Annotated in this window: 24 protein-coding genes, 1 tRNA gene and 1 pseudogene; 17 read left to right on the forward strand and 9 right to left on the reverse strand. The window is 54.7% G+C overall.

Annotation, left to right across the window (positions count from 1 at the left end):
- Positions 1 to 127 precede the first annotated feature (127 nt).
- The 11 genes from GOW31_RS04125 (at position 128) to GOW31_RS21855 (ending at position 8,540) form a co-directional block, all read left to right on the forward strand.
- Positions 128 to 586, forward strand: coding sequence for an Rrf2 family transcriptional regulator (locus GOW31_RS04125; protein ID WP_171115867.1), 459 nt, complete (start codon positions 128 to 130; stop codon positions 584 to 586).
- A 50-nt stretch (positions 587 to 636) separates the two neighbouring features.
- Entirely contained in the window at positions 637 to 1,680 is a 1,044-nt protein-coding gene (locus GOW31_RS04130) for a cysteine desulfurase family protein (RefSeq protein WP_171168073.1), read from the forward strand.
- A gap of 18 nt (positions 1,681 to 1,698) precedes the next feature.
- Positions 1,699 to 3,219, forward strand: a complete 1,521-nt coding sequence (gene sufB / locus GOW31_RS04135) for a Fe-S cluster assembly protein SufB (protein ID WP_171168075.1) — start codon at positions 1,699 to 1,701, stop codon at positions 3,217 to 3,219.
- A complete protein-coding gene (locus GOW31_RS04140) occupies positions 3,219 to 3,422 on the forward strand; it encodes a hypothetical protein (protein WP_152458013.1) in 204 nt (67 codons plus the stop codon). Before sufB ends, GOW31_RS04140 begins: the two co-directional genes overlap by 1 nt.
- 49 nt (positions 3,423 to 3,471) lie before the next feature.
- Positions 3,472 to 4,227, forward strand: coding sequence for a Fe-S cluster assembly ATPase SufC (gene sufC, locus GOW31_RS04145; protein ID WP_171168077.1), 756 nt, complete (start codon positions 3,472 to 3,474; stop codon positions 4,225 to 4,227).
- Positions 4,227 to 5,507, forward strand: a complete 1,281-nt coding sequence (locus tag GOW31_RS04150) for a SufD family Fe-S cluster assembly protein (RefSeq protein ID WP_171168079.1) — start codon at positions 4,227 to 4,229, stop codon at positions 5,505 to 5,507. Before sufC ends, GOW31_RS04150 begins: the two co-directional genes overlap by 1 nt.
- On the forward strand, positions 5,507 to 5,992 hold the full coding sequence (locus tag GOW31_RS04155) for a YIP1 family protein (protein WP_171168081.1): 486 nt from the start codon (positions 5,507 to 5,509) through the stop codon (positions 5,990 to 5,992). The genes GOW31_RS04150 and GOW31_RS04155 overlap by 1 nt, the downstream gene beginning before the upstream one ends.
- Complete coding sequence (locus GOW31_RS04160) at positions 5,989 to 6,555, forward strand: YIP1 family protein (RefSeq protein ID WP_171168083.1); 567 nt, start codon at positions 5,989 to 5,991, stop codon at positions 6,553 to 6,555. The genes GOW31_RS04155 and GOW31_RS04160 overlap by 4 nt, the downstream gene beginning before the upstream one ends.
- A 12-nt stretch (positions 6,556 to 6,567) precedes the next feature.
- Complete coding sequence (locus GOW31_RS04165) at positions 6,568 to 7,788, forward strand: cysteine desulfurase (RefSeq protein WP_171168085.1); 1,221 nt, start codon at positions 6,568 to 6,570, stop codon at positions 7,786 to 7,788.
- 77 nt (positions 7,789 to 7,865) lie between these two features.
- Positions 7,866 to 7,942, forward strand: a tRNA-Arg gene (locus GOW31_RS04170).
- A gap of 346 nt (positions 7,943 to 8,288) precedes the next feature.
- Positions 8,289 to 8,540 (forward strand): hypothetical protein, encoded by a 252-nt coding sequence (locus GOW31_RS21855; protein WP_217356607.1) that lies wholly within the window; start codon positions 8,289 to 8,291, stop codon positions 8,538 to 8,540.
- On the opposite strand, the pseudogene GOW31_RS22230 reads toward GOW31_RS21855, so the two are convergent.
- From GOW31_RS22230 to GOW31_RS04195, 6 genes and pseudogenes are all read right to left on the reverse strand, one after another.
- Positions 8,484 to 8,606, reverse strand: a pseudogene (locus GOW31_RS22230) (zinc ribbon domain-containing protein); the annotation flags it as partial. The gene GOW31_RS21855 and the pseudogene GOW31_RS22230 overlap by 57 nt on opposite strands.
- Positions 8,569 to 9,483 (reverse strand): recombinase family protein, encoded by a 915-nt coding sequence (locus GOW31_RS21860; protein WP_217356608.1) that lies wholly within the window; start codon positions 9,481 to 9,483, stop codon positions 8,569 to 8,571. The gene GOW31_RS21860 and the pseudogene GOW31_RS22230, both read right to left, overlap by 38 nt.
- 29 nt (positions 9,484 to 9,512) lie before the next feature.
- The gene (locus GOW31_RS04180) at positions 9,513 to 10,070 is read right to left on the reverse strand and encodes a hypothetical protein (protein ID WP_171168087.1); all 558 of its coding nucleotides are present in this window, start codon (positions 10,068 to 10,070) and stop codon (positions 9,513 to 9,515) included.
- A 29-nt stretch (positions 10,071 to 10,099) separates the two neighbouring features.
- The gene (locus GOW31_RS04185; RefSeq protein ID WP_171168089.1) at positions 10,100 to 11,749 is read right to left on the reverse strand and encodes a type IV secretory system conjugative DNA transfer family protein; all 1,650 of its coding nucleotides are present in this window, start codon (positions 11,747 to 11,749) and stop codon (positions 10,100 to 10,102) included.
- 78 nt (positions 11,750 to 11,827) lie between these two features.
- Positions 11,828 to 11,974 carry a hypothetical protein gene (locus GOW31_RS04190; protein WP_171168091.1) on the reverse strand — a complete coding sequence of 49 codons (147 nt, stop codon included), beginning with the start codon at positions 11,972 to 11,974 and terminating at the stop codon, positions 11,828 to 11,830.
- Between the two features lie 68 nt (positions 11,975 to 12,042).
- The gene (locus GOW31_RS04195) at positions 12,043 to 12,342 is read right to left on the reverse strand and encodes a hypothetical protein (protein WP_171168093.1); all 300 of its coding nucleotides are present in this window, start codon (positions 12,340 to 12,342) and stop codon (positions 12,043 to 12,045) included.
- A gap of 245 nt (positions 12,343 to 12,587) precedes the next feature.
- On the opposite strand from GOW31_RS04195, the gene GOW31_RS04200 reads away from it, so the two are divergent.
- Positions 12,588 to 13,325, forward strand: coding sequence for a hypothetical protein (locus GOW31_RS04200; protein WP_171168095.1), 738 nt, complete (start codon positions 12,588 to 12,590; stop codon positions 13,323 to 13,325).
- Here the strand turns inward: GOW31_RS04200 and GOW31_RS04205 are convergent.
- Positions 13,304 to 13,621, reverse strand: coding sequence for a type II toxin-antitoxin system RelE/ParE family toxin (locus tag GOW31_RS04205; RefSeq protein ID WP_171168678.1), 318 nt, complete (start codon positions 13,619 to 13,621; stop codon positions 13,304 to 13,306). The genes GOW31_RS04200 and GOW31_RS04205 overlap by 22 nt on opposite strands.
- On the reverse strand, positions 13,597 to 13,878 hold the full coding sequence (locus GOW31_RS04210) for a type II toxin-antitoxin system ParD family antitoxin (protein ID WP_171168097.1): 282 nt from the start codon (positions 13,876 to 13,878) through the stop codon (positions 13,597 to 13,599). The genes GOW31_RS04205 and GOW31_RS04210 overlap by 25 nt, the downstream gene beginning before the upstream one ends.
- Positions 13,879 to 13,979: 101 nt before the next feature.
- On the opposite strand from GOW31_RS04210, the gene GOW31_RS04215 reads away from it, so the two are divergent.
- Positions 13,980 to 14,744 carry a hypothetical protein gene (locus GOW31_RS04215; RefSeq protein ID WP_171168099.1) on the forward strand — a complete coding sequence of 255 codons (765 nt, stop codon included), beginning with the start codon at positions 13,980 to 13,982 and terminating at the stop codon, positions 14,742 to 14,744.
- Here the strand turns inward: GOW31_RS04215 and GOW31_RS04220 are convergent.
- Positions 14,685 to 15,092, reverse strand: a complete 408-nt coding sequence (locus GOW31_RS04220) for a hypothetical protein (protein WP_171168101.1) — start codon at positions 15,090 to 15,092, stop codon at positions 14,685 to 14,687. The two genes, GOW31_RS04215 and GOW31_RS04220, sit on opposite strands and share 60 nt — an antisense overlap.
- A gap of 155 nt (positions 15,093 to 15,247) precedes the next feature.
- Here GOW31_RS04220 and GOW31_RS04225 point away from each other — a divergent pair, with 155 nt between their 5' ends.
- From GOW31_RS04225 to GOW31_RS04240, 4 genes are all read left to right on the forward strand, one after another.
- A complete protein-coding gene (locus GOW31_RS04225) occupies positions 15,248 to 15,850 on the forward strand; it encodes a recombinase family protein (protein WP_171168103.1) in 603 nt (200 codons plus the stop codon).
- Between the two features lie 91 nt (positions 15,851 to 15,941).
- The gene (locus tag GOW31_RS04230; RefSeq protein WP_171168105.1) at positions 15,942 to 16,535 is read left to right on the forward strand and encodes a hypothetical protein; all 594 of its coding nucleotides are present in this window, start codon (positions 15,942 to 15,944) and stop codon (positions 16,533 to 16,535) included.
- On the forward strand, positions 16,532 to 18,046 hold the full coding sequence (locus GOW31_RS04235) for a hypothetical protein (RefSeq protein WP_171168107.1): 1,515 nt from the start codon (positions 16,532 to 16,534) through the stop codon (positions 18,044 to 18,046). The genes GOW31_RS04230 and GOW31_RS04235 overlap by 4 nt, the downstream gene beginning before the upstream one ends.
- Complete coding sequence (locus GOW31_RS04240; protein ID WP_171168109.1) at positions 18,015 to 19,571, forward strand: hypothetical protein; 1,557 nt, start codon at positions 18,015 to 18,017, stop codon at positions 19,569 to 19,571. Before GOW31_RS04235 ends, GOW31_RS04240 begins: the two co-directional genes overlap by 32 nt.
- The last annotated feature ends 7 nt before the right edge of the window (positions 19,572 to 19,578 follow it).

Below are 19,578 nucleotides of genomic sequence, written 5' to 3' on the forward strand. Positions count from 1 at the left end.
TCGTCGGGCACCTTAGAACGGTTCTAATTATATTGCTTGGCGCATACCAGCGCTGTCAGTCGGAGATACGCACTGGCAACGTCGGCGTCAATGATTTCGCGCAAATCCTGCTGAAAGGGGACATGGAATGAAGCTGTCGACCAAAGGGCGTTACGCAATGGTCGCCCTGGCGGATATTGCGCTCCAGCCGACGGAACGACTGGTGACGCTTGGGGAAATCTCCGAAAGGCAGGACATTTCGTTACCATATCTCGAGCAGCTCTTTGTCAAACTGCGCCGGGCGGACATGGTGTCTTCCGTGCGGGGGCCCGGCGGCGGGTATCGACTGGCACGCCCGGCATCTGAAATTCGTGTCGTCGAAATTCTGGCGGCCGTGGACGAAACCGTTGATGCGCTGCAAAAAGGGGCCGGAGCGTCAGGGGCCTCGTCCGGCAGCCGCGCTCAATCATTGACCAATCGGCTTTGGGAAAGTCTCAGCGCGCATGTCTATGTGTTCCTGCATCAAACCCGTTTGTCAGATGTGATCAAGAACGACCTCGCCCCGTGCCCGGCCGTTCCGAGCCTGTTTTCCGTTGTAGATGAATGATCTGAACGGGCGGGATATGAAATGAAGCCTGTCGGCAAAAAGATGTATCCATGAAACGTGTTTATCTGGATCACAATGCAACAACGCCGCTGCGCCCCGAAGCGAGGGACGCGATGATTGCGGCGATGGATGTCTGCGGCAATCCCTCGTCGGTTCATGCGGAAGGTCGGGCCGCCAAAGCTCTGATCGAGCGCGCCCGGGCCCAAGTTGCATCGGCCTTTGGGGCGGATGGGGCGGATATCGTCTTTACATCTGGTTCAACCGAAGGTGCGGCGCTGGCATTGTCGGGGCGCCAATTGCACGGCGCGGCGATTGAACATGACGCGGTAAGAGCTTGGATCAAAGAGAATCTTACGGTTTCCGAGGCCGGAGACGTGCAGGTAACCGCACCTGAAATGTCGGCATTGCAACTGGCAAACTCAGAGACGGGGATTGTTCAATCACTGCCGTCCGGTCTGGCCGTGACAGACGCCACACAGGCTTTTGGCAAGCTGCCCGTCGCGTTCAACTGGATGAATGCCCAGATGGCCCTGGTCTCTGCGCATAAACTGGGCGGTCCAAAGGGTGTCGGTGCCGTTGTGATGCAACGCGGAACCGATCTGGCGGCACAGATCAAGGGGGGCGGCCAGGAAATGGGTCGCCGGTCTGGAACGGAAAATGTCATTGGAATCGTGGGGTTCGGCGCCGCAGCTGAAGCGGCAGCACGTGACCTTGCCAGTGGTGTTTGGGAGCAGGTTGAAGAATTTAGAAATATTCTAGAAAACGCTCTTGAGGCTGCTGTAAAATCACCTATTTTTGTCGGGAAAGGGCGGCAACGCCTGCCGAACACCTTGTGTTTTGCTGCGCCCGGGTGGAAGGGCGAAACCCAGGTCATGCAAATGGACCTGTCGGGATTTGCGGTCAGTGCGGGCTCTGCCTGTTCCAGCGGCAAGGTTCGTTCCAGCGCGGTGCTTACCGCCATGGGATTTGACGAGGAAACGGCCAGCAGTGCAATCCGCGTATCGCTGGGACCTCGGACAACGGAAGAAGATGTGCTGCGTTTCGCCGAAACGTGGCTTGAGAAAGAGAAAAAGCATCGCGCGCGCGCCGCGTGATCTGACGGAGGGTAAGTTATGGCCGCTTTGGACCAGACCCAGGTGAAAGAGGGTGTCGATCAGGAAACCGTGGATGCGGTGCGTGAGGTCGGAACCTATAAATACGGCTGGGACACGGACATCGAAATGGAGTACGCGCCGAAAGGTGTGAACCCGGACATCGTTCGTCTGATCTCGGAAAAGAATGAAGAACCAGAATGGATGACCGAGTGGCGTCTGGCCGCGTTTGAGCGCTGGACCAAGATGGAAGAACCGAAATGGGCCATGGTCACGTATCCCGAGATCGATTTTCAGGACCAGTATTACTATGCGCGTCCGAAATCGATGAAAGAGAAACCCAAATCGCTGGACGATGTCGACCCCAAGCTGCTGGCCACTTACGAAAAGCTTGGTATCCCTTTGAAAGAACAGATGATTCTGGCCGGAGTCGAAGGTGCTGAGGATGCTCCGGCCGAGGGTCGCAAGGTTGCTGTGGACGCGGTGTTTGACTCGGTGTCCGTCGGCACGACCTTTCAGGCCGAGCTGAAAAAGGCCGGTGTGATTTTCTGTTCGATTTCCGAAGCGATCAAGGAACATCCTGAGCTGGTCAAAAAGTATCTGGGCACTGTGGTTCCGGTGTCGGACAACTTTTATGCAACTTTGAACTCGGCGGTGTTTTCGGATGGGTCCTTCGTCTACATTCCGCCCGGTGTCCGCTGCCCGATGGAGCTGAGCACCTATTTCCGAATCAACGCCGAAAACACCGGCCAGTTCGAGCGTACGCTGATCATCGCGGACAAAGGCTCGTACGTGTCCTATCTGGAAGGCTGCACCGCGCCCCAGCGCGACACCGCGCAGCTGCACGCGGCCGTGGTCGAGATCATTGTCGAAGAAGACGCCGAAGTGAAATACTCGACCGTTCAGAACTGGTTCCCCGGGGATGAGAACGGCAAGGGCGGGATCTACAACTTCGTGACCAAGCGCGCCGATTGCCGGGGCGACCGGTCCAAGGTGATGTGGACGCAGGTCGAAACCGGCTCGGCCGTGACGTGGAAATACCCGTCCTGCATCCTGCGCGGCAACGAAAGCCAGGGTGAGTTCTATTCGATCGCGATTGCCAACAACTATCAGCAGGCCGATACCGGCACCAAGATGGTTCATCTGGGCAGGAACACCAAGTCGCGCATCGTGTCCAAGGGCATCAGTGCGGGCAAGGCGCAGAACACCTATCGCGGTCTGGTCTCGATGCACCCGAAGGCCAAGGACAGCCGCAACTATACCCAGTGCGACAGCTTGCTGATCGGCGACAAATGCGGCGCGCATACGGTTCCGTATATCGAGGTCAAGAACAACTCGTCCCGTGTTGAGCATGAGGCGACGACATCCAAGGTGGATGACGATCAGCTGTTCTATTGCCGTCAGCGCGGCATGGATGAAGAAGAGGCCGTGGCTTTGGTGGTCAACGGGTTCTGCAAGGACGTTCTGCAAGCACTGCCGATGGAGTTCGCCATGGAAGCGCAGCAACTGGTGGCAATCTCGCTGGAAGGGTCGGTTGGCTGATGACGCGGGCGTCACGAAGCGGCATCCGGAAAGAAGACGTGCTGACCTGGCTGGGTTACGCGTTGCCGGTTCTTGGCGGTCTGCTGGGTATGGCTTACGTCAACATCAACCACATGGAATTCATCAACCCGGTTTGGGCGGTTGGCGGAGGGGCGATCCTGGGCTGGATCGTCGCGCGTCTGATCCGCAAGTTGCTGGGATAAGAAGGTTTCGGGGCCACGGTGCCCCCTGCGATACGCAAAAGGATAAAAAATGCTGGAAATCAAGAATCTGCACGTGAAGCTTGAAGAAGAAGACAAGCAGATCCTAAAGGGTGTGGACCTGACGGTTGAAGCCGGCAAGGTACACGCGATCATGGGGCCGAACGGGTCAGGCAAGTCAACACTCAGCTACGTGCTGTCGGGCCGCGACGGGTACGAAGTGACCGAGGGTTCCGCCACGCTGAATGGCGACGATCTGCTGGAGATGGAACCGGAAGAGCGCGCCGCTGCCGGCGTGTTTCTGGCCTTCCAGTACCCGGTCGAAATTCCGGGCGTGGGCAACATGACCTTCCTGCGCACCGCCGTGAATGCACAGCGCAAGGCGCGGGGTGAGGACGAGCTGTCCGCCGCGGATTTCCTCAAGGAAGTGCGTGCCAAGGCCAAGACGCTGAAGATCGACGCGGATATGCTCAAGCGTCCGGTCAATGTGGGTTTCTCGGGCGGTGAGAAAAAGCGCAATGAAATCCTGCAAATGGCCATGCTGGAACCCAAGATGTGCATCATGGACGAAACCGACTCGGGTCTGGATGTGGATGCGATGAAATTGGTCGCCGAAGGTGTGAATGCGCTGCGCGATGAAGGTCGCGGGTTCCTGGTCATCACCCATTACCAGCGCCTGCTGGATCACATCAAACCCGACGTCGTGCACATCATGGCCGATGGCCGCATTGTCAAAACCGGAGGCCCAGATCTGGCGCTTGAGGTTGAAAACAACGGTTATGCCGACATTCTTGCCGAGGTGAACTGATGGCCTTGCCCGAAGTCAAACAATCCGCGACCGAGGCCCGGCTGTCTGCCTTGACCATGCCCGACGCGGGATGCACCCGCGCCGCGCGCGAAGACGCGCTGGCCCGTGTTCTGGAAACTGGTCTGCCCGGACGGCGTGACGAGTATTGGAAATACACTCAACCGGACACTCTGGTCTCGCCAGACGCGCCTCCGGCTGCGGTGTTTGCCGATGACGAGCCGTTGATGTTCAGCGGACTCGACCGGCTGAACATCGTCTTCGTGGACGGTGAATTCAGCGCCGAAGAGTCGGACGACCTGACGCTGGAAGGCGTGACCATCGACCGGCTCGAGGATATCTGCTGCAAGGACATTCATTGGGCGAAAGACCTGTATGGCGTGCTTGAGACGCGCGGTCAGTCTCCGGTCCAGCGTCCGCTGGCGGCGCTAAATACGGCCTTTGCGTCGGATGGTGTGGCCATTCATGTCACCGGCAAACCGTCCAAACCGATCAACCTGATCTATCGTCATGCGTCGCCAACCTCGGATGCGATCCTGCACCACGTCATTCGCGTCGAAAGCGGGGCCGAGGCCACCATTCTGGAAACCGGTCCGGCTGCGTCACGCTTCAACAAATGCATGGAGATCGACATCGCCGACAAGGGCACGCTGCACCATGTGCGCGCCCAGGGCAGGGACCATGAACGCCGGGCCGCGACCCATATGTTCACCCGTCTGGGCACGGAATCGGTCTATAAATCCTTCACTTTGACCGTGAATGGCGTGCTGACCCGCAATGAGCAGGTCGTCGAGTTGACAGGCGATGACGCGGTCGCCCATGTGGCCGGAGCCTGTGTTGGCGATGGCGACTTCCATCATGACGACACGGTTTTCATCACCCATGATGCGGTGAACTGCGAAAGCCGTCAGGTGTTCAAGAAAGTGCTGCGCAACGGGGCGACGGGCGTGTTTCAGGGCAAGATCCTCGTGAAGGAAGGCGCCCAGAAGACCGACGGTTACCAGATCAGCCAATCGCTGCTTCTGGATGATGACAGCCAGTTCCTCGCCAAGCCCGAGCTTGAGATCTATGCCGATGACGTGGCGTGTTCGCATGGCTCGACCTCGGGTGCGATCGACGAAACCGCGCTGTTCTATCTGCGGTCCCGTGGCGTGCCGGTCAAGGACGCAACCAACATGCTGACTTTGGCCTTTCTTGCCGAAGCGGTGGATGAGATCGAAGACAGCGCCTTGGCGGAAGAGATCGTAAGCCGTCTGGAAGGGTGGCTGGCGCGTCGTAGCTGATGGCCGTCTCGTCAGACATATTGGCTACATACCGGGGGCCGGGGCGCGTGGTGCGCCGGCTTCTTGAAATGGGTCAGCGGGAAGACAGGGCGCTGGTGTTTGTCATGGCGTTTTGCTTGGTGGCTTTTGTCGCGCAAATGCCCAGCCTTGCCCGCAAAGCGCATCTTGAAGGCGTCGAGCTGAACATGCTTTTGGGCGGCGCTTTGCTGGGGTCGGTGTTCATACTGCCGTTGTTTTTCTACACGCTGGCGCTGATTTCGTATTGGGCGGCGCGGATGACGGGCGGGCAGGGCACTGCTTATGGCGCACGACTGGCCCTGTTCTGGGCGTTGTTGGCATCCGCCCCCCTGGTCTTGTTGAATGGTCTGGTTGCCGGGTTCATCGGGCCCGGGCCCGCTTTGACAATTGTGGGTGTCGTCTGGGTTGCTGTTTTTGTCTGGTTCTGGTTATCCGGTCTGAGACAAGTACAAAGGTCCGCTGCATGACTATCAATTCCCTTGGCGCTCTGGCGGTTCTGACGATCAGAAGCCCAGACCAAGCCGCCCGCCAGCTGTTGTCCCTGAAACCAGGGCGGGAAGGGTTGTGGTTGGCCTTTGCGCTGGCAGTGGTTTTGAACTGTCTCGTGCAGTTGGGAATCGATTTGTCGGTGCCCGTGCCGCAAGGTCAAATCGCACCGCCTCCCGAAAGCATCCCCGTTGTTTTGCTGCGATCCGCCGGAGCAATGCTGCTGAGCATCCTTGCGTTTTTCGTCGTCGGAAAAGCGATAGGCGGCAAAGCAAGCTTTGACGATCTGATGGTTCTGACGGTGTGGTTGCAGTTCCTGCAAATCGTCGCCTTGGTCATGACCCTTGTTCTAAGCCTGACGATGCCGTTTCTGATGATGATGATGCTGTTCGCGACGGCGATCCTGAGCCTTTACATCACGCTTCATTTCCTGAACGAAGCGCATCAATTCGGATCCCTTTGGAAGTCCTTCGCCGTGATTCTGTTGTCAGCCCTGATTGCGGTTCCCTTCGTCCTGTATTTAACACCGGCCGCGCCTGTCTAGGAAAACCGTATCATGTATGATGTGCAGAAAATTCGCTCTGACTTTCCGATCCTGTCACGTCAGGTGAATGGCAAGCCGTTGACCTATCTGGACAACGGTGCGTCGGCTCAAAAACCTCGGGTCGTCATCGATGCGGTGACCCGCGCCTATTCCGAAGAGTATTCGAATGTTCACCGTGGATTGCACTATCTGTCCAATCTGTCGACCGAGAAATACGAAGCTGTTCGCGGCATCATCGTCCGTTTCCTGGGGGCATCGAACGAGGATGAGATCGTTCTGAATTCAGGAACGACCGAAGGGATCAATCTGGTTGCCTATGGCTGGGCCATGCCGCGCCTGGAAGCCGGGGATGAGATCGTCCTGAGCGTCATGGAGCATCACGCCAACATCGTGCCCTGGCATTTCCTGCGGGAACGGCAGGGCGTTGTTCTGAAGTGGGTGGATGTGGATGCTGACGGCGGGCTGGATCCGCAGGCGGTGATCGATGCGATCGGCCCGAAAACCAAACTCGTGGCCGTGACGCAATGTTCCAATGTTCTGGGCACCGTTGTGGATGTCAAAGCCATCACCGAAGGTGCACATGCAAGGGGCGTCCCGGTGCTGGTTGATGGCAGTCAGGGCGCGGTGCATATGCCGGTGAACGTGCAGGACATCGGTTGCGACTTTTACGCCATTACCGGCCACAAGCTGTATGGCCCGTCGGGGTCGGGTGCGATCTATATCAAGTCCGAACGAATGGCCGAGATGCGCCCCTTTGTCGGTGGCGGTGACATGATCAAAGAGGTCAGCAAGGATCAGGTGATCTACAACGACCCGCCAATGAAGTTCGAGGCCGGAACACCCGGCATTGTCCAAACAATTGGCCTGGGCGTTGCGCTGGAATACATGATGGATTTGGGAATGGACAACATTGCCGCCCATGAATCCGGCCTGCGGGACTATGCCATGCAGCGCCTGAACGGTCTCAACTGGCTTCAGGTTCAGGGCACGCGGCCAGACAAGGCAGCCATCTTCAGCTTTACGCTGGACGGGGCCGGCCATGCCCATGATGTATCCACGATTCTGGACAAAAAAGGGGTTGCCGTCCGCGCCGGGCATCACTGTGCGGGCCCGCTTATGGATCACCTGGGCGTCACGGCGACCTGCCGTGCCAGCTTTGGTCTCTACAACACGACGGATGAGGTCGACACACTGATCGAAGCGCTTGAATTGGCGCATGATCTTTTCGCCTGATTTTGGTTTCAAAGAGGGTGCAACAATCACGATTTTCAGTTGCACCCGGATTGGAACAAGGTTAGCTAACGGCCAAGGCACCTGTAGCTCAGCTGGATAGAGCGCTGCCCTCCGAAGGCAGAGGCCAGAGGTTCGAATCCTCTCAGGTGCGCCATTTCACTTTCGGCAGTTGAAAATCCCTCCAACACCTTGAAAGGGAAAGAAAAAATAGGGGTTCGAACACCCTGATTTCGGCTGTATCGAACAGGCTCCGAAAAGGCCAGTCGAAGCACCGTTTTTTGCCACTCAATCCGACCATTTTTCCAGATATTCCAAGGGCTTGACAGAAAGCGTAGCGCGAGCTCGAACGACTCCTCTAGAGTGTTCTTCGGCTTGCCGCCCATCGCCACCCGCTCTTCGAGCAGCGCCTTTTCGCTTTCTAGCTTGCCGATGCGCTTCTCATAAGCCGCAATCACGCTGCCAACGCCCGATTCAACTATGCGGTCGAGCAGGGCTTCGATTTGTTTCTCAATCTTGTGGATATCTCGCTTGAGCGTCTTCGACGTGTCCGCAGCTTGCGCGAGACGCGTATCCCAGACGTCTTTGAACATCGCCTTAGCGATCTTGAAGAGGCCTTCGGACGGCTCCAGGCGCTGGAGCAGTTTTTCGAAGTCGCCTTCGATCTGATCGCGCTTGATCGACTTCCGATAACTTTCGCAGCCCTTGGTCTTACAAAGATAGTAGGGGTGCTTCTTACCCGTCTTGCTGGTTGACCAGCAGGCGGTCAGAGCTGCTCCGCAATCATCGCACTGGATGAAGCCACGAAGCGGGAAGTCCAACGAGATGTCTTTGCGGGCAGGAGCCGTGGCTGTGCTCGTCAGCCGCTCCTGAATCTTCAGGTGTGTACTCATAAGAGATGAGACCTTCATGCTGGCCTTTGCGAACCGAAATGCCCCAATCGGCATGCTCGACATAGCCTGCATAAAGACAACGCGCCAGCATCTCATAGACACGCTGGTTGCGAACTTCTTTGCCATTCAGGTCCTTGGGGAAGGCAGGCTGGCGCTCAAGGAAGCGTTTCACTTCGACTTGCGTCTGGAAGCGACCGCTGGCGTAGCCTTCGAGCGCTTCTTGCAAGATCGACGCATTGGGCTCATCGCGCACCAAGACCTTGCCATGGCCAGCGCTGGAGCGCTCATAGCGATATCCGATTGGTGCCTGAAAAGGCCAATAACCATTTTGAAGTCGTGCGCGCATGCGGTTTTTAGTTTGCTCGCCGTTCTTTTGTCGCTGGTGCTGGGAAACAGATGCCAGCAGGTTTTCGACTAAGATCGAATCTGAGTCTTCTCCGAATTCAATCGAAGGACTTTCAAGGATTCCGCCTGCGGCACTTATATCTGCGCGGAGCTTGATATGGGCTTCAAGCCCGCGAGCAAGCCGCGTGATATCGTCGATGATCAGAATATGCGGTGTCTTCCGACGTTGGCGTAAAAAGGACAGCGTTTCTTTCATGCCAGGGCGCATAGAGTACTTGCCCGACATATCATCTTTGAAGACGGCAACGACTTCGTACCCTTTGTACTTGGCAAACTCGCGGCAGCGGGTCTCTTGCGAGTTCAGCCCATCACCGCGTGTGGTCTGCTTAGGATCGGACACGCGGCAGTAGATGACTGCCTTCGTGCCGATTCCAACATCCTTTTCTAAATGTACTTTCATATCGACTCCTAATCTCTGGCGGGTCGCGATTACGTATCATCGCTGGCGCGCTCGAATTCTTTGCTCAAAGTGTTTGCAGGCTTGGATTCATTAGAATCCTTGTTGCCTTGCACTTCAAGTGTCGCCCCGAGTTTTCCACAGGCTTCTTGGCCCAGTACCTCGTGGAGAGGATGAACGCCGAAGCCGAGGTCCACAAAGGCGGTGATGATGCTCCAAAGCGCTTGCACGATCTCTTCTTTTTGAGCCTCGCTAAGCGATGGATCATCGAGGTAGGCCTGATACTTCGTTGTATCGATCCCAAGGCCGGGCTTGGCCGCTGAATTCAGCGTGAAGCGGAAACCCTGACTTTCATTGTTCTCGTTCATGGCTGCACCCTCCTTTCCGACTTCAAGCGTGCGTTGTTCCGCATCCGCAACATGCGGATGTTCAAATTGTCCGTCACGTCCTTGAGGTGCCTCATGCCGAACAGCGGAGGCGGAAAGCGCAGCATCATTCGATACGCATTGCTCTACTTTCATAATACCACCTTCGGTTGTTTCATGGCAAATTTCCGTGCCGTCGCGGCAAGTGATCGTTTCAAGTTTCATGGCGTTATCCTTTATGTTGGTTCCAGTTTTCAGACGTTTGGGCGATGGCCTTCGATGAAGCTCCACGTCCCGTTTTGGTATTGCGGCAGATCAGCAAGCGCCGAAGGAACGGCTTCCGTGATCACCTTGAGAGATTGCTTCAGTTTGAAGCGGCCAGGCATTTTGACTTTTGAGAGATCGCGGTCGAAGTACGGGTTCGGCGCATAGAGGCCGGAGTAACGCGGCATGGCGAAGTACGGGCTTTTGTCCGCAAGGAACGGCGGAATGCCGTATCCCGAAGCCATCACCAGCGATTGCTTGTGGCTCATCCCGAGGATTTCCTCGGGCGTCATGAGTGCGCGCGCCTGCTTGCGCTTATGCCCGCGCTCATAATCCAGCGCCTTCATCGCAAGCCCTGTACGAATGGCACCGCCCTTGTTTCCAAAGAGCGCATCGTGCATCGCTACGCGCATCTCACGCTCAGCACGGTGCTGGGTGAGATGATCATCCAGCTCCAACGTCTGGTTGCCGAGCTTGGCGCTTAAGTGCCGTGCGGTCTCCAAATCCGAGATGCCGCCGCCGAGATAGACCTCCAGATCGGCGCTCGCCGAGAGTGTCATTGCACCCGTTGGCCCGAGGTTGTTTCGGATTTGACCGATGTCCTGATAGACGCAGACGGGGCAAAGTCCGAAGCCACGCCCAATCGAATAGAATTCGGCAATCTCGGGGAAGCGCCCGAGCTGGGCGGCTTCATCAATCACCAGATTGAGCGTCGGCGCATCGGGATGCAGTTGCTTGAGCGTGCGCAGGGTCGAGAAGAACTGTCGAATGACAGCAGCATTCTGCTCGGTCATCTCCGGAGGCATGACAAAGAAGACGAAGACGGGATCACTTGTCTTCTCGCAGAGAACATCCAGTGTGAAATCTGCCTCGCCTGTTCGAACAAGCGAGGCTTGCAGGCGCGGATCGTTCATGAAGGCCAGCGCATTGCTGATGCCGCCCATGACAGAGTCAAAGGTGCGGCGGCTCTCGGCTGCCATATCCAGCATCTCATCGAAAGTGATGCGAAGATCGCGTTCACCAAGAGCGCTCATCACCTCAGCCGTCTCTTCCCAGGCATCGGGGTACGAGCGCACCATGCCGATCAGTTCATAAAGTGAAGTCGGGGATACGCTGCCATCCAGATGCACAAGGCCGCGCATCAGGGCATCAAGCCAGTTCTGCCCTTTCTGATCGAAGAAGGCTGAGTCTCCGCCGCCGCTTTCGGGCAGAAATGTTCGCGCCGCACGGCGGCAATCTGCAACGAGGCGCGGGCCATCAGGCGTAAGGTGACTCAGAAGCGAGAGCCGATTACCTTGTACGCCGTGCGTGAAGTACGGGTTGATCTCGTACACACGCGCTTTCACGTGCGCAAAATACGGCTCCATCACCGCGCGCAGTTCGCGCTTGGGATCGAAGATCGCATAGCGTGCAGGCTCGCCGCTCCGACCAGGAGCATCCATGAGATGCGCGAGGATGGACGTGAACTTGCCCGAGCCAGCGCCGCCGATCAGCAGCATGCCAGCATTCTTGGAGTGATACAGTTTGCGCCCATTACAGAAGCCAAAGGGCACGCCGCCCTTCGCCTTGAAGGCGCGGCTGATTTCGAGGCTTTGCGCGAACCGCGCCGAGCCATAGGGGTATTGTTCCTCAAATCGCATGAGGGTCTCCTTTCATATTTCAGTTTTCGCTTGAGGTGAGATGACGGCTTTTAGAGAGCCGCCATCCTGTTGGTCGGATCAACCACCGATGAAGACGCCGATGATTGCCATGATGATGATAAATCCGGCGAGTCCTTCGAGGAATTCCTTCACCTTGTCACCGAAGGTCTTGACCTTCTGGCGGTGAACAATCTTTCCGACTTCGCGTTCAATGATCTTAGGCATTTGGTTTCCTTTCATGTTTCGTTTCAGTTTTGATGTCTGGCCACCTCAGCGCAGCCAGTCAGATTGTCTCAGATCAGTCGGTAGGCGATGTAGACACCTGCCACTGTCAGCCCTGCGATGATCGCGGCGCGAGCTGCGAAGAACGTCAGAGGCCAAGTCAGAATCATCCAACAGACCATGATGAAATTGACCATTTCAGGCCCGTAGCTTCGGCGAGACAATTCCCAGACGTAGGGAGCTGTGAACTCGTAGAAGGGAGGGCTGATGACGATGGAGACCATCGCGGCGGCGCATGTTGCAAAGCCGCCTTTTAGGTCTTCACCCGGACCCCGACCTCCTTGGCCGGGGTAGTGATTTGGATAGTGCATGTCTTTCCTTTCTCGTTTCTGTTGACCTGTGCGAAGGCACAGCGGTATCGGGCACTGAAAACGGGGTTCTCAGCGGTGGTTTGGTCTTCTCGTTTTGGATGGGCTATTTTGCCCTGTGTGCCCGTCTGGGCGGCGTGCCCTTTGTGGCAGCACAAGTAGATTTGTAAGCTGTGCGCCATGGGGCTGTAAATCTGGCCACGGAAGCAGAACCGCGAAACGCCTGCCTGTAAGTGATTAATAATATGATGAAAAAACGGAAATATCAGAGACAAAAACAGGCCAAGAAATCGCGCCCCCACAACAGATATGTGCTTGGAGCGAAGCTCTCCGAATATCGGTTTTTGAAGATTCTGAAGGGATTCGCCGAGGCCAAAACCGTCAAGGATTTGAATGCTGAATCGGGGATTTCAGAGAAGACTATTCGCGATACCTATTGGGAGCTTCGGAAGAAGCTTTTCGCTGCTGTCCACACCAACAAAACAAGCTTCAACAATGCTGGCTGCTATCTATTTCCATTTGGGAAGATCGAACGTCAGGGCACGTTGCTTATGGAAGCCGTTGCGGACAGTGGCGCTTTCGTTGACTTGATAGACCGCCAATACTCAAGCAACCGACCACCCACCGACGAACAAGTTGGTCTGTTAGTCTTCGAGATGGGGATACGGGTCTTGTGTAAATCGCCAAGCATGAGGCGCAAACTGGCCGAGGCTTCAGCGCCCGTAGTTCAGTGCCAACGCGAACTGGAGAGCCTTGTTGCCGAAATCGAACGGGTTCAAACCGATCTGGCCAACAGGTGGACGGCGGGCTACCTCAAGATCGAACTGGAACACAAGCTCATGGAGCTTGATTTGCTCAAGTTGCAGCAAAACCTTGAAGCCATCACGGCAGACCATCGCGTTTCGATTGATCCCAGCCACATGATATTCACGCAGCTACGCAGCTTTTTGGCGAAGAACCCGATTCAGTTTTCCTCTTCATCTTGATCACTGAAGAGGGCCGCTACATCGCGCGCACCATGTACAACATGGACGATGATTAGCTCGGTATTGGTGAAGGTATAATAGATCGCGTAGTTGCGGTGAAAGTGAACGCGAAGGCCAGCGGCCAAATCTGCGCGGGAGGGACCGATTTCCGGGTGATGGAGCAGAGGTTCAAAGTGCTGGGCGATCTGGTTGACGAAAGATGTTGCCGCCTGCGGTGACTCTTGCGCGATATAGGCCCAAATCTCGGACAGGTCGGTTTCGGCTTTGGCCGTTATTCTGAGCTTGAGCGGGCGGATAGAATGGCCTCCCCTTTGACAATTAGCCGCTGTGCATCAAAGTCGGATACACGTCCCTTCCTAATGTCATCCAGACCCGCCTTAATGCCAGCCTCCAGCATCTGCCGTTCGGCAGCGCGGCGTTCTTCTTCGTCCTCTAAAAGACGCAAGCCAGCACGGACAACCTCCGAGACGCCGTGGTAACGTCCGCTTGAAACCAGAGCCTGGACAAATTCCTGCTGGTGCTCAGTCAATGATATGCTGGGGTTGCGTGCCATATCGGTCTCCTTTTCACCATTGTAGCATATAATGCGACAAAACTGCAAACGCAGTGGAGCGATTAACCAAAACTTAACGCCTGCAAGCATATAATATCATTGTGAATTTTGAAAATAACGAAGAGATTTTGAACCTAACCCAGCGTTTTGCCAAGCAAGCGCGGGACTTTGACGATCTTCAGAATGAGATGGCTGGCCGCGATGTTGGTCGCATCGGGCGTTTCCTGCCGGCGAATGCAAGAACCGCCGACGCATCCGGCAGGTCAAAGCAAGACCGTACCGAGGCGTTGACGCGCTTACAGGCCATGATGGCGAACAATCCCGCCTATGCGGCGCTGTTTGAGGAAACCGCCAATGTCTTGATGGACGCCCAAAGCAGGTTGGAAATCGTCCTTGAGCGCGTTCAGCTTGAAATCCAGCGCAGCCAGTCCGCATTAGATGAGAAGCTGGAACGCGCTGCGCGCCTGCCTGATGGCACCCATGTTTTCAAAGACCAGAACGGGGATATTCGCCGCGAAGACGGATCGAAAGTCTCCGGTGATCTGGCCGCGACAATACTCTGGAACGGCACCGAGCCGACATTGGAAGACGTTCAAGCGGACAGGCAAAGGTTGCAACGATTGGGTATTCTGGCCGATGACATCCACGCAGGCCAAGCCGAGATCGGAGATATGCAGACCGAGATTAACGAAGACGACGCCCCGAAAAGCGAAGGCAGACTCAACGGCGTAAAAGACCGCGCCGGAGAGATCGTGGATGATGCGGAGAAACGCTTTGAGCGTGAACAGGCAATAGCCATTGATCAATCAGTATCTGGCACGCCCGATGTCACCAAATCTGCCGGATTGGCAATGCCTGAAATTTAGGACACAAAATTTCCCACATTCTTTCTCGATAACTGCAAGAATGACTGCTTGTGGGTGATATTCGGGGATGCCTTCCATCACCGAACGAATGACTGCCGCGCGTTTGGGGACGCTCTCTTGTCCTCCACCCATCCAGCTATCAATGCACTCGGCAATGTGCTCGCGGCCTTCAACTTGCGTGGCCACTATCCCAATCATCGTAACCGACGTTTGGAAGTAGTTATTTTGGCTTGCCTCCGGCCATTCCAGCACATCTGCACTGGTAAAGCCATCAGCAGCAGAAATCTGTGGAAAGCTGACCAAAGACAGAACAAAAGCATTTAAAAGCAAAGCTTTGCGGGTGATCATAATCGAAGGATTTTGAACACTGACTCTTTTCGGAGGATTATGAAAGAGCTATATTTCACAGACGCCAGAATTCGGCGTTTTCAAAAGGCATACGCGGGCGATTTATCGACGCGCAGCTCCTGTTCAGAAAGGTTCGTTTTTGAGCAGGGGGCGGTATGAGCATCTGGCCAAGTATTAGCGCGCCTGGGCGGCGGATCGGTTACGCCCGTGTCTCGACCAAAGACCAGAAGCTGCGCATGCAGCGAGACGCGCTCAATTCTGTTGCTTGCGATTTGATTTTCGATGACCATGGCGTGTCCGGCACCAACGCCAGCCGATCTGGACTGGATGATATGCTGACGGAGCTACGCGAAGGCGATACTGTAGTTGTCTTCAAACTCGACCGCCTTGGGCGATCCGTCTTACATTTGGCTGACCTCTTGGTACTGTTCCAGCGCGAGGGCATCCACTTTTGCTCAATCAGCGAAGGCATCAACACCACCACACCAGGCGGTAAGCTGGTCTATCACCTGTTCAGCGCCTTCGCCGAGTTCCAGCGCGACATTATCGCAGAGAACACGATTGCGGGGCTAGAAGCTGCCCGAAAACGCGGCACCCGACTTGGCAGACCGCCCACGCTCGATATCGAAACAGTCCTCGCCGCCCACCGCGCCATACAACAGGACGGGCTCTCCGTCGCTGAGGCCGCCCGCAGGATAAGAACCAATCGTACTACGCTTCAACGCCATTTAGGCAAGTTGGATCAGGCAGTTAGCTAGTGTCTGGGTCAGTCAATGCGGCCGCAGCGTGACCAATAGGCCAAAATATGATAACGGTTCGTATGTAAAATTAGATCTATTTTTATCGATATTGGACAAGATTATGGTCAATCTACCGAAGGTTTCTTTGAAACATATTCGCTTAACTTTCTTCGGGTCCGTATTGATTCTAGTGGGTGCGTGCGATGGTTTTTTGGCCGGAGGCACGACGGGGCAAAACCTTCCACAGGGTCCGCAGTCCGAGATTGAAGCTGGGCAGAGTTCTGGTTCCGACTTTGCATCTGTTTCCTCAGATTGTCAGAAAATTAAGTTTTTCGGTTCTGTTGGCGAACAGGCGCAGAACCGTCCGTCGATTAGCATGAACCTGTGTGAAGACGGAGTTTCGCAGGTTCGCTTATTTGGAGTATCTGAAGGTGATGGTCTAACCGTTGTTCGAAACGAAACTCCAAAAGAGGGGTTTGGTATCCAAACAGTTCTAGATACACCCGCCTTTTCTTCGGGTTTTCCAGCGCAATTTGAAAGAGTACCAGCGGCATCGTCAGCAACGACTATTTTGACTCTTCAAAACCTCAATGTCGTCGAGAAGACGGGTACGGCGTTGATCTGCATCAATGCTTCTGTTTGCAGCACGTCGAGCGCTGACTCACGGTATTCCATACTTGAAATTGAAGAGGTCGAAGCATGAAACTAGTATCGATACTTCTGGCTTTTGCGCTGGCGTGGATTCCAGGTCTGTCTCTCTCGCAGGAGACCGGGCGGGTGTTTCCAGATACACCTGTTCCGATATGTTGTATTACCGGCTCATGTGAGAACTGTGACGGCTCGTTACTCGCGCCTACTCAGTTCTCTGGGTTGAGTGTGAAACGCTTTTCAGTGCCATATGATCCGACAAAGCCTATGCCGAATCCCATTTGCTGTTGGACTGGCTCTTGCCCTTGCTCGACAAACCTGAGTGAACTGCCATTGCAGCAAAGCACTATTGCAGCCGTCGCGGTGCAGAATTTTGCGGCCTCTCTCAGCAGTGGAGAGAGCGTATCAGGAGATGATGAGCTAGAGACAATCTTGAATCGATTTCTAGACCGTGACGGCTGGGGTTTTTCGGGTCAATCCGAAGTAACGCGAGACTCAGACCAAACAGTTTCTGTTACGGAATGTAGCCCAGAAAATGCGCCAAGCGGTTGGTCGGAAGAGGACGCAGAAATTTTCAGGGTAGCGTGCGAACTTGAAAAGACAGAGCGTGGGCGACTGTGCACCGAAGCGGCCTATGAAATCTTCAAAGAGGGATCACGCGGCGGCCGATATAGTGCATACCGGGTTAGGTCAAAGCCATCGTCAGCCGATTGGGTGGCAACTCTCGAAATGTATCGGGAAAATTGCTTCGTCGAAAGCAATATTGCTGGCGTTTCCGATCAACTAATAGCTCGGATTGGTGTTCGAGAAGTAGTGCGATCAAAAGAAACCGACGCGTTTGTATCATGCACCGGATTTTTTATAGATCAGGATTTTACCTACTTCCTGACTGCGAGGCACTGCTTTAGCAAGCGAGTACCCGATTCCGCGACTGATTGTGAAGAACGCGAGGCGAACGGGGAGTACTGCGAGAAGATTATCCCCGACCGTGGGTGGAATCTCCTTGGTTTACCCGAAGTCAGATTTAAGCTGGGACCGGTTTCTAACCGCGACAAGTTGCGTGCGGTGTTTGAACGGAATGCAGATGTATTGCCGGACATAGAACGGCTCACCGGTCTGGAGTATTTTGGAGAATTACAGGTTCCGACGGATGGAATAATTCTTGAAGCTGAAGTTTCCGATATCTCAAAGTTGCCATTGGGGAGCAAAGAGCCAAAAATCCATAGCGTAACCGGTCTAGAGCCGTTGATGATACTTGGCCCAAACAATCTTATCAGCCACTTAAATATTCAGACATCTGGAGAGCCAACGAGGCAAGTGTGGGTCGACAATAGTCCCGTTTGCCGAGCATTCCGCGTAGAAAATGGTTGTATACATTCGTTGTGTCAAACCGAGGAAGGCACAAGTGGGGCGCCTGTCTTTGCTCTGGTAGATGGTGAGTGGGGTCTCGCCGGTAGTCACTCCGGAGGTTTTGGAGCGGGAGTTAATACCATGCCAGAAGGTTGCAAGGTTTCAAAAACTCAGGGAGTGGAGAATGTCGCAAGCCATCTGTTCTCGCATCGCTAATCTGTTCTTGCTTTTGCTGCTTGAGATTTCATTACCAAGTTTTCTTTGGGCTGGAAATGAAGAGATAGATTATGTTTCCCCTTCGTCGGAGGACCAAGGGGTGTCTCCAGAGTTTCTTGCCAGTTATCTCGACTTGTGGGTGGTCGTCGAAAACTACGATAAGGAGCTTCATGTTCTGGACAGAGGTCTGAATGTTTTCGTGAGCTTGTCTCTTGAAAACATTGGCGAAGTTGTTGATCTAAAAACGGCAAATGGCTCTATCATCGTAGTCAATACAGACGGTAGTGAGTTTGACATTACGCCTTCTGCATTTGCTCCAAGGGGAAGTAGCGGAGAAGCAGTGCAGAGCGAAATTCAGCCTGTAGAGAGCCGCGTCGGATTCGTCTACGAGGAAGACGGAACGTTAAGTGTATCTGTTTCAAATGAAGCACTTCTTGGCTTACGCGGTGTTGCTGAATCTCAAAATCTTTCTAGTCTCGAGTTTAGTTTAGAGCCGATCTCGTCAGGGGATTCCGAGTTGGTTGATTGGCGTCCATTAAATAGACTGGAAACTGGCGAAGTTATTCTTTTATGGACTGAGCGACAAAGAGCGGGAGGATTTGAGTTCGCAAGGTTCTTCGTGGGCCGCTTTGGTAGCGATGGCTTAGAAGCCGGCTTTGAAGTTCCGGCTTGGGAGAGTGAGAACGTCGGTAGTGTGCCCGTCGCAGTGAGCTCGACGGGGAACGCCAAGTTCCTCATGATTGATCGCGGCATTAACTTAGTAACCATGACATTTCAACCCGTAGGTGCTTTTCTGACGGCTGCTCAAAGTGAAGACCGCCTCAACGAGATATTAGATGGATACTTTGGTGATATCCAAGGTAGCGCTGTGCCGGAGATCGCCAAACCGCCGTTACCGAAAACTACTCGTGTCCAAATGTTGGTGACAGCGGAGAAGTATCTCAAAAACATCACTTTTTTATCAAGCCGAAACCTCGGTCTTTCATTGGATTTCGGGTGCCGCGGAGAAAGCCGTCACTTGCGGCCGAGAAAGTTAGAAAATGCAGTGGGCGGGAGCGTAATTGGAGGAGTTCCATACGCATGGGGAAAGTATGATTCTATTAGTGGCTATAGAGAAAAAGTGGCCAGTGGTTCGCTTGCGGGGGACATTTGCACAAACTTTCGGTACGGCGAGCTAAATGGAGGCGGAACCTGTAGCGGGAACTGTGTTATCAAAGAATCTGCAGGTGTTGATTGCTCTGGCTTCGTTACTCGAGTTTGGGGAATTGGTAGCCAAAAGTACGGCACGTCAACGCTATCGCAAATATCGTCTAAGCTCGAAAGTAAATCAGAGTTGCGCCCGGGGGATATTCTGTTGAAGGCTGGTTCCCACGTCTACATTTTTCTGGCGGTAGGCAAGGACAAACCAATCAGATTTCAGGTAATTGACGCAAGTGTTTCGAAGGGTGGCGTTGCACAACGCGTTCTTAGGGAGACTAATTTGGCTGGGTATCTGCCTTATCGGTACGATGCTGTTCAGGAATAGAGGTAGA

It is taken from the genome of Ruegeria sp. HKCCA0370 (assembly GCF_013033705.1).
Lineage (GTDB): Bacteria > Pseudomonadota > Alphaproteobacteria > Rhodobacterales > Rhodobacteraceae > Ruegeria.